This window comes from Bowmanella sp. JS7-9 (genome assembly GCF_004329715.1).
In the GTDB taxonomy this organism is placed as follows: Bacteria; Pseudomonadota; Gammaproteobacteria; order Enterobacterales; family Alteromonadaceae; genus Pseudobowmanella; species Pseudobowmanella zhangzhouensis.
Map to the genome: position 1 here is coordinate 24,906 of NZ_JXSY01000021.1, position 11,751 is coordinate 36,656.

General features: G+C 52.1%; 15 protein-coding genes. 3 read left to right on the forward strand and 12 right to left on the reverse strand.

Annotated elements, in window-relative coordinates:
• Positions 1 to 13: 13 nt before the first annotated feature.
• On the reverse strand, positions 14 to 547 hold the full coding sequence (locus tag TK45_RS11560) for a hypothetical protein (protein ID WP_131258971.1): 534 nt from the start codon (positions 545 to 547) through the stop codon (positions 14 to 16).
• A gap of 289 nt (positions 548 to 836) precedes the next feature.
• Between TK45_RS11560 and TK45_RS11565 the strand changes: the two genes are divergently transcribed.
• On the forward strand, positions 837 to 1,394 hold the full coding sequence (locus TK45_RS11565; RefSeq protein ID WP_131258973.1) for a YSC84-related protein: 558 nt from the start codon (positions 837 to 839) through the stop codon (positions 1,392 to 1,394).
• A 15-nt stretch (positions 1,395 to 1,409) separates the two neighbouring features.
• Here TK45_RS11565 and TK45_RS11570 read toward each other — a convergent pair whose 3' ends face one another.
• Genes TK45_RS11570 through TK45_RS16245 form a run of 3 tightly spaced genes read right to left on the reverse strand, consistent with a single transcriptional unit; the run spans position 1,410 to position 4,215 of the window.
• Positions 1,410 to 2,315: a M14 family metallocarboxypeptidase gene (locus TK45_RS11570; RefSeq protein ID WP_131258975.1), complete on the reverse strand. Its 906-nt coding sequence runs from the start codon at positions 2,313 to 2,315 to the stop codon at positions 1,410 to 1,412.
• A gap of 53 nt (positions 2,316 to 2,368) precedes the next feature.
• On the reverse strand, positions 2,369 to 4,024 hold the full coding sequence (locus tag TK45_RS11575; RefSeq protein WP_254426601.1) for a diacylglycerol kinase family protein: 1,656 nt from the start codon (positions 4,022 to 4,024) through the stop codon (positions 2,369 to 2,371).
• A gap of 14 nt (positions 4,025 to 4,038) precedes the next feature.
• The gene (locus tag TK45_RS16245; protein ID WP_165490771.1) at positions 4,039 to 4,215 is read right to left on the reverse strand and encodes a hypothetical protein; all 177 of its coding nucleotides are present in this window, start codon (positions 4,213 to 4,215) and stop codon (positions 4,039 to 4,041) included.
• Positions 4,216 to 4,419: 204 nt separating this feature from the next.
• Here TK45_RS16245 and TK45_RS11580 point away from each other — a divergent pair, with 204 nt between their 5' ends.
• Positions 4,420 to 5,601, forward strand: a complete 1,182-nt coding sequence (locus TK45_RS11580) for an MFS transporter (protein WP_165490772.1) — start codon at positions 4,420 to 4,422, stop codon at positions 5,599 to 5,601.
• Between the two features lie 65 nt (positions 5,602 to 5,666).
• Here the strand turns inward: TK45_RS11580 and TK45_RS11585 are convergent, their stop codons facing one another.
• From TK45_RS11585 to TK45_RS11595, 3 genes are all read right to left on the reverse strand, one after another.
• Positions 5,667 to 5,921 (reverse strand): hypothetical protein, encoded by a 255-nt coding sequence (locus TK45_RS11585; RefSeq protein WP_131258979.1) that lies wholly within the window; start codon positions 5,919 to 5,921, stop codon positions 5,667 to 5,669.
• 15 nt (positions 5,922 to 5,936) lie between these two features.
• On the reverse strand, positions 5,937 to 6,110 hold the full coding sequence (locus tag TK45_RS11590) for a DUF1328 domain-containing protein (protein WP_131258981.1): 174 nt from the start codon (positions 6,108 to 6,110) through the stop codon (positions 5,937 to 5,939).
• A 180-nt stretch (positions 6,111 to 6,290) separates the two neighbouring features.
• Positions 6,291 to 6,755, reverse strand: coding sequence for a hypothetical protein (locus tag TK45_RS11595; RefSeq protein ID WP_131258983.1), 465 nt, complete (start codon positions 6,753 to 6,755; stop codon positions 6,291 to 6,293).
• Between the two features lie 201 nt (positions 6,756 to 6,956).
• Here TK45_RS11595 and TK45_RS11600 point away from each other — a divergent pair, with 201 nt between their 5' ends.
• A complete protein-coding gene (locus TK45_RS11600; protein WP_131258985.1) occupies positions 6,957 to 7,526 on the forward strand; it encodes a hypothetical protein in 570 nt (189 codons plus the stop codon).
• Positions 7,527 to 7,529: 3 nt separating this feature from the next.
• Here TK45_RS11600 and purU read toward each other — a convergent pair whose 3' ends face one another.
• From purU to TK45_RS11625, 5 genes are read right to left on the reverse strand one after another with little or no spacing between them, the layout of a single operon-like run.
• Entirely contained in the window at positions 7,530 to 8,384 is an 855-nt protein-coding gene (purU, locus tag TK45_RS11605) for a formyltetrahydrofolate deformylase (RefSeq protein ID WP_131258987.1), read from the reverse strand.
• Between the two features lie 16 nt (positions 8,385 to 8,400).
• Positions 8,401 to 8,967 (reverse strand): BON domain-containing protein, encoded by a 567-nt coding sequence (locus TK45_RS11610; RefSeq protein WP_131258989.1) that lies wholly within the window; start codon positions 8,965 to 8,967, stop codon positions 8,401 to 8,403.
• Positions 8,960 to 9,562: a phosphoheptose isomerase gene (locus TK45_RS11615; protein ID WP_131258991.1), complete on the reverse strand. Its 603-nt coding sequence runs from the start codon at positions 9,560 to 9,562 to the stop codon at positions 8,960 to 8,962. Before TK45_RS11615 ends, TK45_RS11610 begins: the two co-directional genes overlap by 8 nt.
• A gap of 19 nt (positions 9,563 to 9,581) precedes the next feature.
• Positions 9,582 to 9,941, reverse strand: a complete 360-nt coding sequence (locus tag TK45_RS11620) for a YraN family protein (RefSeq protein WP_131258993.1) — start codon at positions 9,939 to 9,941, stop codon at positions 9,582 to 9,584.
• On the reverse strand, positions 9,928 to 11,745 hold the full coding sequence (locus TK45_RS11625) for a penicillin-binding protein activator (RefSeq protein WP_131258995.1): 1,818 nt from the start codon (positions 11,743 to 11,745) through the stop codon (positions 9,928 to 9,930). The genes TK45_RS11620 and TK45_RS11625 overlap by 14 nt, the downstream gene beginning before the upstream one ends.
• Positions 11,746 to 11,751 lie beyond the last annotated feature (6 nt).

Here is an 11,751-nt window from a genome sequence, read left to right on the forward strand (position 1 = left end):
ACTCCGTTCGGCGTTATACGCCGTTGCGATCCATGCTGGCACGCAGATTATCGGCTAGCTGCGCGGCATCAAAGACCTGATTAGGATTAGTGGGTTGGCCATCCCCCATACTGATGGTCAGGGTAGTGGAAATATTACCCGCCACTTTACGGGTGCTGATGCTGGTACCTTGATAAGCCGGCGTAACATAACTACTGCAACCCAGTAAACCGCACTCTCTGACTACCTGACGCTGGCCGATGGTTTCTTTCACTTCCATCACTTCACGGCTGGTCTGGCTGGTGTCGCTGTCCTGCAACATAAACCAGTCATGGCCTTTTTGCAGTGTCAGTTCGGCGGCTCGCAACATAGCGTAGTCACGAATCTGGCTGCTTGCCGTGTCTTTGTCAGCGGTGAAGGTGATTCGGTACTGACTATCCGTGAGTTGCTGCTCTGTGTAGCCTTGCGCGCCTTCTTCGTCGGCCGGTGCGTAAACCTGCGCTTGGTTACTGCTGCACGCGGCCAGTAATAGCGCGGCCGTGAGACTCAGATACGTTTTTGTCGACATCATCTTCTCCTTAATTCCGATAATTACAGTCATGTACGTCGCATCATTTGATGAACTGCATCAGGGAGAATCAAAAATCAGGCCAGTTAGCAAAACCACGTAAATGGCGGTGTTGGTTGAATTTAGTTGGGGCAGGAGAGGCGAAAATCCGTAAATTTTACCACTGCGAGGGTGAAATTTACCCGATGATTTAAAGGTGACTATGCTCAGGACTGATTTGGCCTGCGTTTACTGTCAGGCACGATATCTGCAGTGTGGACGGAGACAATTGAATGATGAGGAGAACGATATGATAAGTCGCTTAATGATGTTGAGTTTGCTGGTGATAGGTTTGGCGGGCTGTGCCAGCCCTGGCAGCAGTGTTGCTGAAAAACGTGCAGCGGTGCAGGACATGCGCAGCAACGTGCTTAATGAATTGTACGCGCAGAAACCATCGACCCGTGCGCAGATTCAGTCGGCGCCTGGCTATGCGGTATTCAGCAATGCCAATGTTAACCTTATTCTGGCCAGCTTTGGCGGGGGTTACGGTGTGGTACAGGATAATGCCAGCGGTCAGCAAACCTACATGAAAATGGCTGAGGTGGGCGTGGGATTAGGTGCCGGCGTAAAAGACTTCCGTCTGGTGTTTGTGTTCCATAATCGCGACACCATGCAACGTTTCGTCGATCAGGGTTGGGCATTTGGTGGCCAGGCTGATGCGGCAGCGAAAGCGGGTGAGCAGGGTGCTGCGGTAGGTGGGGAACTTACCGTCGACAATATGACCATTTACCAGCTAACCGAAAGCGGTTTAGCGTTACAGGCCACGGTAAAAGGCACCAAATACTGGAAAGACGACGCCCTGAATTAGGGCGTCAATAATCGACTAAAGGTTGAGTAAATAATCCAGCCCGCCACGGATGGCGGCGACCTGCGCATCAATACAGTTTTGTGGCGTCGCGCTGGCGCTATCAGGATACACTTCCGTTGTCGTGACATAATTCGCCTGGCTAAATCCACCACACAATCCAAGCCGTGCTTTGGCGTAATTGATCACACCTTTTTGCTCCAGTGGTGAACCGATAATCTCGCCGTTTTCATCAGCCGGGGCAATATGCGTGACCTTCTCGACGGCTTGTATCACCGCTGCCTGAAACGCAGGCTGAGGATTTACACTGTCATCCACCACGTAAAACCCATCCGGAATATTCCAGTTGTCATGCACGGTGCCATCGCGCGCGGCCAGCGCCGGACGAAACTCAGAATTGTCGGTATCGGTGGTTTCATGCAGGTCGAAATGGGCATAGATACTTACCCCCAAAGCCTGCACTGTGTTCATCAGTAAGGCCGCTTCGGGCGCCGGACTATTCGGGTAAAAGGAACGATTTGGATCGACCGCCATGGGATTCCAGCGATTGATGGTTTCGTAGCCCCAAGGGCTCAAACAGGGTGCGACTAATAGATTGAAATGGCTCAGGTATTCGCCCGCTGCCAATCTGGCAAATGCCAGTGCGCCGTGCACGCCACTGGTTTCATAACCATGCACTCCGCCGGTGACCAGCACGGTGGGGAGCTCTGCGTGCCAGGGGTGACTTTTGAGGATAAACAGCGGGTAACGGGCGGCATCATAGGGCAATGCACCATATTGAATGACCTCGAAATGCGCCGGCATGCTTTGAAGCTCGCTGACGACCTCCTGCTGATAGCTGCGTTTAATCTGCTGGGCGGTCAGCCACTGTTGCTTTTCAGTTTCTCCCCAGGCTGTGCCTGGTGTGCCGATGGGATAGCTCATTGATACCTGCTCACTGATAAAAAAGTAGCCGGAGTGTAACAGGTACAATGGACTTAGTCCTTAAGATGCGCCGGTATCGCGGTACAGACTTTTAACGCACCGGGTTGAATGGTGATATCCAGACTGTCGGCCTGATAGGTTTCGCCATCGATCACATAATCCAGTGGATGTCCGGCAGATATACGCAGCCGTTTGGCAAGCCTGTGCTGGACATTGACGCCGAGTTTGATGCTGCTGGTGGCGGCCAGCGCCAGCTCCGCCAGACTGATCAGGCGTTCTTCTCCGTCTGGATCATTGGCCAGCCAGGTCACATCCAGTAAACCATCATCCCATTGCGGCTCGCCATTACCCTGCGCCAGTAACGTAGTAAACGGCGCGGAATTGGCCACGGTCAGGCTGGCCGTCTCGATGTCGCTCGGCGCCTCATCATCGAATTGTACCTGTAACGTCAGGTGACGATTCTGATCAATAGCCTGCCATAAGCCGCTTAAATAGGCGAATTGACCCAATTGATTCTTGCGCTCACGATCCGCCAGTTCAATCATGCGTTGTTCAAAGCCCACGCCTATCACCAGCATCGCCAGTTTTTCGTTGCACCAGGCCACGTCCATGCTGCGCGCATGACCATCAATAATGTGCTGGCAGGCGCTGGCAACCGGCAGGAGTTTGGCATCCAGCCCCATCAGGGCGTGGCTGAGTGCATTGGTTGTACCCAGTGGAATAATGCCTAAAATGGCATCGCTTTGTTCGCGTACTAAGGTGTCGGCAACTTCGCTAACGGTACCATCGCCGCCGCAGGCAATCAGTAATTTGGCCCCTTGCTGCAGGGCTTGTCGGGCGTAGTAATCAGCGCCTTGCTCCTTACTGGTGGTACAGATTTGTAAATCGAAGTAAGGACTCAGGGTGGTTTCAATATCTGCACGGTACTGAGCAAATTTGCCGCCCCCGGATACAGGATTGGCAATCAGCCAGGCTGAGATCTGTAAGCGTAACAAGCCCTGGTGATGGGCTTCGGCCAGACGCTTGTACTGACGCTTGTTCAGCCGGGCGGTCTGGCGAATGGCATTAATCTGGGTCAGGACTTCATCGACACTGCGCTTTGGATGGCGAGCGAGCAAATAGGCCGCCATCATCAGTACCGATCGACCGCGTCCCAGCGCACAGTGGATTACCACGCCTTTGCCCTGACGTCGTTGATGATCCACCCAGTTGATGGCCCGGTGCATCTTTGCCACCCCGGGCGCCTGATGATCCAGTACCGGGACATTCAGATAATTGATTGGCGTATCCAGCAGACTCCAGTCCAGCGCATCAAACTCTGCAGTGACGTCCAGCACCGCGCCCACGTTGAGTTTGTGCAGTTGTGGCACGTCTGAAGGAAACAATCGACAGGCCAGAAATAATCCCGGCTCTATCTCCTGTAACGCAGGTACACTATCGCGGCGGCGTGCCACACTGTTGTACAGCTGTGCGCCGAATAAAAATGGAATAAACAACCAGCGAATTGTCCAGGGAATCGAGCCATCAGCGCGTTTACGAAAGATATGTGGTAACTCCAGATAATATGCCAGAGATACCGCAGCCAGTGACAAGGCGCCCCACAGCAGAATCCAGCTGAAATAAACCGGCAGGGTCGCGGCAATCAGCGCGCATCCCAGCGCACCTGCGGCGTAGAAATGCTGGATAGGCATACGATGTGGAGAATCCATCGGTAGTTAACTCCTTATTGTTTTTTAAACTTACGTGCCAACAGCCCCATAGCGATTAATAACAATAGAAACAAAATACCCGCAGAGGCTAAAAATGTGGTCAGGAAACTCCCTTGAGTAAGGCCACTAACCGATAAAATGACAGCAACACTGGCTAAAACAATGAATATTGAGATCCAGGCAATCATCATGTTACTCCTTCAGATTAACGTGAAATGAAAGGTTATGCAGAGAGATTGCCAAATCTGTGCCAATGCCCAGGTTATTGTTTTGTAATGCTTTTTGTGATCTAAAATGGCATGCTGGTGGTAACAGTTGCGGAATTTTGAAAAAAATACCGATGGACTCACAAAGACCTTTACCTATGCGCAGGGGCATCTGCAGCGGGACACCTAATGACTGAACAACAGCAACCGCGTCGCACCTTCATTCAACTGCTGCTCATTAGTGTTGCCAGCAAGCTGGCAGATTTATTGATGTCGGCGAAAACCACCTTGCCCTGGCTGCTACAGACGATTGCTGCACCGACATGGATGGTGGGGTTATTGGTTCCCATTCGGGAGTCGGGATCACTGATTCCTCAATGGTGGATTGGCCGGTTCAGTGCCGGGATTGAACGCCGCATTCTGCTGTGGCGCGGCGGTATGCTCACGCAAGCGAGTGCGGTACTGGCTATGGCCGCGGCTGGATGGTGGTTACCACCTGTGTTCGCTGGGTGGTGTGTGTTGCTATTGCTGGCAATGATGAGCGTGGGTCGGGCAGTCTGCTCATTAAGTATGAAAGATATTCAGGGGGCACTGATTGAAAAAGGCCGACGCGGGAAATTGGTAGGCTGGGCCAGTTCGGCGGCCGGCGCATTGTCCGTGTTGACGGCGGTTATGCTGATGTTGGGGCAGCAAAGTTTTGCCCATCTGTTGCTGGTGGCGTTACTGGCGGTTTCGGGCGGTATGTTTGCGCTCTCAGCGATGCTTTCGGCTGGCTTGAGTATGCAGTATCGCAGTGATGAAGACGCAGCCAGTCCGTCCTTGTGGGTAACAGTGAAATCCCATGATGCGTTACAAAGCCTTATTGTCAGCAGGGTGTTGATGTTGCACTCGGCGCTGGTCGCTCCTTATTTTATTAGTCTCAATCAGGGCGATGCGTTTAGTCTTCCATGGTTTATTGTGGCAAGCGCTGTGGCGTCATTTTTATCGTCAGCTGTGTGGGGCGCTCTGGCGGATCGCAGTGCCCGGCTCACGCTGTTGATTGCCGGGCTTCTGGCGGTATCGGCATGTACTGGATTTTATCTGATGCGCGAATGGGGCGATGTGGCGGCAGTCAGTGGATTTTTTGTGCTGTCGGTTGCCCATGCCGGGATCCGCACCGGACGTAAAACCTATCTGCTGGATATCGCCGAAGGGCAAACCCGGACACAGTTTGTCGCAGCGGCGAATACGCTGGTCGGGTTCGCGCTAATCTGCTGCGGGCTTATTTATGCGGGGTTGCATGACGTATTGCAGGAAAACGTGTTGTGGGTGATGGCCACCTTTATTGGCGCCGGAGTGTTGTATACGCGAGGTATGCCAGATGAGAAATAAAAAAAAGCCAGTCGCAGGACTGGCTTAATAAGGGACCGGCAGAGGGCCGGTAGCAGGGAAGTCAATTAGCAATCTTTGTCTTCTGCATCCACACTGTCTTTTACATCTTCACAGGCGTCTTCGATGGCGTTGCCCGCATCGGTAGCTGCATCACTGATGCTGTCACCTGCATCTTCCATCGCGTCACCGGCATCATCGACCATCTGGTCAATTTGCTCACCGGCTTCTTCCGCGTCATTATCGGAACAGGCTGCAATACCTAACGACAAACCAGCGATAAACAATGCATGCTTAATCGATTTTGTTACTGAAACTTTCATGATCCTTTCTCCTTGTTAAAGCGGCGCTTTACCGCGCAATGCACCCGCGACTAATGAAATTACTAACAACACTAAAAATACGAAAAAGATAATCTTTGCTATTCCGGCTGCTGCACCTGCAATACCACCAAAACCAAACAATGCTGCGACAAGCGCGATAACCAGAAACGTCAATGCCCAACCTAACATGATGTCCTCCTGAATGGTTGCGGCTGAAGTAGTCAGCCATGCTTAGGAGAATGCGATTGTTGTGCCAGATTGGATGATTTTGTTTAAGTTTTTGATTTTTATGGAATTTGTTAATTTTAGGGGAGAGCTTGGAGCCGCGAATGCGCGCGCGAACAAGCAAATTTTACCCCCGGCCGGGAATTAGTTACCGGCCGGTTGCAGACTCACACAGGTATGGGTGTCTTGAAAACTGTGACCGCCTTGAGCGCGGCATGTTTCTGCACTGGAGACTCCAGCAAGCGGCTGGCCCTGGCAGGCTATTTGAGGATAACAGCCGGGGTGCGTCAGGTTGGTGTTCAGATCTTTGGCTGGATGCTGCAAAGGAGCAACCCGGCCCGCTGCCATGGGCATAAGCGCGACTGGGCTGTCCGTATGGTTATGGCAACTGTTTTCAGTACAGCGCCATCCATCGCCACAAGCCTGACAATCGCTGTCCTGCTGGCAGCTTTGCGGTGCTGGCGAAACAGCCTGCTGCGGCTGATGTGCGTCTACGCAGCGTAGTTGCTGTAAATAGGTTGGTGAGTCAAGCAGGCTCTTTTTGGGTTCGGGGGCCGGTGAACAGGCGCAGATGAACAATATGAATAGGGCAGTAAGGTAAAATTTCATAGCAAGTTCCCAGCACAATCACGACTAGTCTAAAAAAAGCGCGAATCGAATACCAGTAATCGCTGACACAAGAGGTTTAAAAACAGATGGTTAACGACTTGCTCATATTTTAGGCATGATGGGTATGGGTTTGCATACTGGTTAATTCGGCAGTTTCTCGTAGTATCAGGTTATCGCCTGATTATGTTGTAGAGGCCGGTTATGAAAATACTGTTACTTGTTTGTTCGATGTTGTCTTTCGCCAGCCATGCCGGTGACTGGGATATCTGGAAAAGCCAACAACGCCACTGGTTCGGTAATCCGGGCGATCAGGCTAAATTAACCCTGACGAGTCAAAAGTACAGCTTTGCCGGGCTGGAAGATAAACGCCGAGAGCTGAATTTGGATTGGCGTCTCAGTCCCCGCTTTGCACTGGACGCGAGTCTGCTAATGCGTCGTCATGAAGTGGAAGGCGGCATGTGTCAGTTCCGTCTCAATAGTGCGGCACTTGAGATGATGCCAGTGATGCAGTTAACAGCCAGCAGCACGGTTGGTGTCGGCGTGCGTCGCTATTTGTCTGGTGATTTAAATGTTGGCAATGCCATCAATCTGGTGCTGGAGCAGGGCGAAGGCGTGTTTGTCAGTGCTCGTACCGCACATGTGTGGGGGGATGACCATCTGGAACTGAGATTATCCTCTACCCGTTTACAGGCGGATCAGGACTCGCTGGTAAATCCGCAGCAAGAATTTACCAACCACGCTCTGAAACTGACCTATCGCGCCCGATTCTGAGCCTCAGGCAAACACCACAGTTTTGTTGCCATGGATGATGACGCGATCTTCCAGATGATACCGAATGCCGCGTGCCAGCGCGGTTTTTTCACAGTCTTTACCTTTTCGCACCATATCCGCGGCGCTGTCACTATGACTGATGCGCACCACTTCCTGTTCGATAATCGGCCCTTCGTCTAAGTCACTGGTGACGTAATGGCAGGTTGCGCCAATCAGTTTTACACCGCGCTCATAGGCTTGCTGATAAGGACGGGCACCGGCAAAGGATGGCAGGAAACTATGATGAATATTGATCGCCCGTCCGGCCAGTTGTTGGCACAGGCTATCCGGCAGAATTTGCATAAAGCGTGCAAGCACGGTCAGGTCGGATTGATACTCATTGATGAGTTGGGCGATCTGATTAAATGCCTGGGGTTTGTTGTCTGCTTTGAATTCAACAAAATGAAACGGCACGCCATACCAATCGGCAAATTGCTTCATTTGCGGGTGGTTGGCGATAATACAGGCAATGTCACAATCCAGCTCTCCACTGTGCCAGCGATGTAGTACATCAACCAGACAATGGGATTCATGGCTGGCCAATAAGGCCACTTTGGCTTTGCGTGCTGACGCAGTAATACGCCAGTTCATATGGTATTTGGCTGCGATGGGCGTAAAGGCGCGTTCGAAATCCTGTTCTGACAATGTCAGGCTGTCGGCGCGGATTTCGTGGCGCATAAAAAAGTGCCCGGTTTGCAGATCTGTATGATGGTTAGCCTCGATGATATTTGCCTGATGTGTGGCCAGAAACTGGCTCACAGTGGCCACCAGACCAATTTGATCCGGGCAATCGATTATCAGGCGTAGGGTTTGTTGCATCAGGCTTTCCTTAAATTTAGCTGCGGTATTCGAACGCTTTTATCACTTGCGCGACGCCATCGGCGTTGCGGGCAATATCCACCGCAATGGCCGCTTCATCTTCATTGACCAGTCCCAGTAAAAAGACTTCTGAGTCTTCCACTACCACTTCAATATGTAAGCCGTCGACCCGCTCATCGGCCAGCAGTTTGGTTTTCACCTTGGACGCCAGCCAGATGTCATAGGCGCGGGTACTTGGTGCCGTGGGCTGATTGATGCGGATTTGGTTATGCACTTTGCGCAGGTTCTCTACGCCCGCCGCTAACTCTCCTGCGCGACGCTTAAACTCATCGGTCGGTGTCTGGCCGGTTAGTAATACCACGCCGTTAAATACGCTCACAACGATATGGCTGGCATCATCCAGATCTTTTTCTGCTGCAATCGCCTGATAAATCCGGCTGGTGGCAGTCTTGTCATCTATTTGTGTACCCAGCGAGCGGCGGTCATGGGCCGATGCGGCGACGCCAACGCCACCTGCCACTAATACGGCTGCACAGCCCTGCAGGGCCATGAGTACGCACAAAACTAAACCTGTTCTAAGCATGCTGCACCTCACTGTGATCGGGAAACAAGTAATCATCGATGGACTCACACAGGACATTGATCGCCAACATATGCACTTCGTGAATGCGCACGGTTCGTGCCGATGGCACGCGGATTTCGACATCATTCGGGCCAAGCAACCCGGCCATTTCGCCGCCATCTTTACCGGTCAGCGCCACAATGGTCATATCGCGGCTAAGCGCCGCTTCCATGGCCTGGATAATATTACGTGAGTTGCCGCTGGTGGAAATCGCTAACAGCACGTCACCGGGCTGGCCCAGTGCGCGAACTTGCTTGGAAAACACCTCAGCGAATTGATAATCGTTGGAAATAGCGGTCAGCGCTGCGCCTTCCGCGGTCAGGGATAAGGCCGGTAAGCTGGGACGCTCCCGTTCAAAACGGTTTAACAGCGTGGCGCTGAAGCGCTGTGCCTCAAGTGCAGAACCGCCATTACCGCAACACAGAATCTTATTGCCGTTGACCAGTGCACTGACCAGCATTTGTGCTGCATAGGCGATCGGTTCGGCTAATGTGTCGGTAGCCACAATTTTGGTTTGAATACTTTCGGTAAAACTGGCGCGTATATGTTCAATCATTGTGTTATTTCAATCTAATTCAGACACCCTGTAACCAGTCGATATTGTCATCTGTCATGGCGACAACATCAATCCTCATTGCCTGGCTACTGGGGTTAATGCCCTGTTGGTGTAAGTAGTGAGCAATTGCCCGCTCAAATTTTTGTCGTTTGCTTGTATGGAAATATTCTGCCGCAGCGCCATGACTGGCCGATTGCCGGTATTTGACTTCAATAAATACCAACATGTCCTGCTGGCGCATAATCAGGTCGATTTCGCCCTGACGGCATTGATAATTGGCTTGTACCAGTGCCAACCCTTGCTGTTGTAAAAACTGACAGGCACGTTTTTCATGGTTTTGACCAATCAAACGTGACCAGCGTGGGCTATTCCATGGCAAGTTTAATTACCTTCTCCTGCTGGATCTTACCCCAGCTCAGAGTGCGATGGATGGTTTGGTTTTCATCCAGCGCCAGCTCACCCGTCATACCCTTTACCCGTAACTCAGGCAAGATGGCCATATGACGTAAGTGCGGGATCATCTGCCAGCTGTCATAGCCCATGGCGAACAATCGCTTGAGGCTGTCCTGCCGATTTGGCCACAATGCTTCGCTTTGCTGCTCAACCCCAACCCAGCCATGCTGTGGCAACATCCACGGCATATCGATAAAACTGAGGTCGTGTAAGTCGCGTAGTGAATTGGCTTTTAAGTCGTGACTGAAACTACGCGAAGATGCGAAGACCGGAATAATGGCCGAAAACGGACTAATGCTCGACTCGATAATGGGCACGAGTAATTCGGTTTCTTCCGGGTTGGCAAATAACACGATGGCATCCACATCCTGACGGTTACGGTGAAACGCGTGTACTTCGCCGGGGAACATGCTTTGGATGGCTTTGATCCGTTGGTTGCTCTGGTCGACTTCCAGCAGTGATTCCATGCCTTGCTGCATGGTTTTGTTCGAGTCGAAGATCACCTGAGGCGGTAACTTGTCTTTTTGTAACTGCCAATGCAGTGAAAAACTGGCGGCCATGCGCTGTAATGCCGGCGAACTGGATATAGCTAATACCGGATGCTGAAAGCCACGCTCTAATAAAGACCGCGCCAGTTGTTGGCCCTCATCCTCCGGGGCCAGCGCATAAAAATAATGCTCGTCATGGTTTGCGGCGTCGCTACGATTCAGTGCCAGCATGGGTTTATCTGCGATCAGTGGCGCCAGCGCATCAATGTTGTCTTTTAACAAGGGGCCGATGACAAAATCCACCTCATTCAGCTGGGTCGCAATCTCCGCCATCGGCAGACGGTTGGTATCGAAAAACTGAATCACCGGGCGCTGACCAGATTGGGGGAAATACGCCGCCAACAGGCCCTGTTTAATTGCCTCGCCCTGAGCTTGCAGGCGACCACTGAGCGGCAGCAGTACCGCCACATGTTGCGGTTTGAAGCCTTGCGTCTGTAACGCCTGATCCAGGTCTTCCGGTAAGGTCAGATTGGCTGGGTGATTGGGGTATTGTGCGCGCCATTGTTGTAATTGCGAGGCCATCAGCAGCGCATCGTTAGCAAAGTGACGGGTAATCAGCGCCAGTTGTAACCAGGCTTTTAACTCACCACGTTGCAGGGCAGCCTGTTCTAACTGCTTTAATGACAACTGTTTGAGTAACGGCCAGATTTTTTGATTTGCCGCGACATCGTAATGACTCAGTTGCTGGTAAAGACGGGCGGCATCCAGTGCGCGATTTTCCTGCTCTGCCATATGAGCTCGCAATGTCAGTAAGCGTGGTTGCAGCGACAAGTCAAAATCATGGGCCAGTAATAACCCAATCGCTTGTTGCCCCATATCGTGCTGATACAAACACTCTGCCTCAATTAACGTGGCGCGGCCCTGTTGTGTTGCCAACGTCAGGCTGTCACGCAGGGTTTCGATAATTCGCAGGCTTTTATTGCAATCGGTTTGCTGCCAGGCGTCCGCTGCGTCCAGTAATAACTCGAGTTTTTCGCTCTCGTTGTTTGCCTGTTTGGCCTGTTGCAGGTAGTCTTGCGGCGCAATGGGCGTGGCCGTGGCTGGCGTGTCGTCGACTTTGGGTTGTTCTACCCGCGGCACAGGTTTGGGGCCAGTGGCACAAGCGAGCAACACAGTGCTGAGAATACTGACTATGCTTATGCGGGTCAGGGTCATGCCATTTATCCATTGCAGTTCAATCATTTGGGG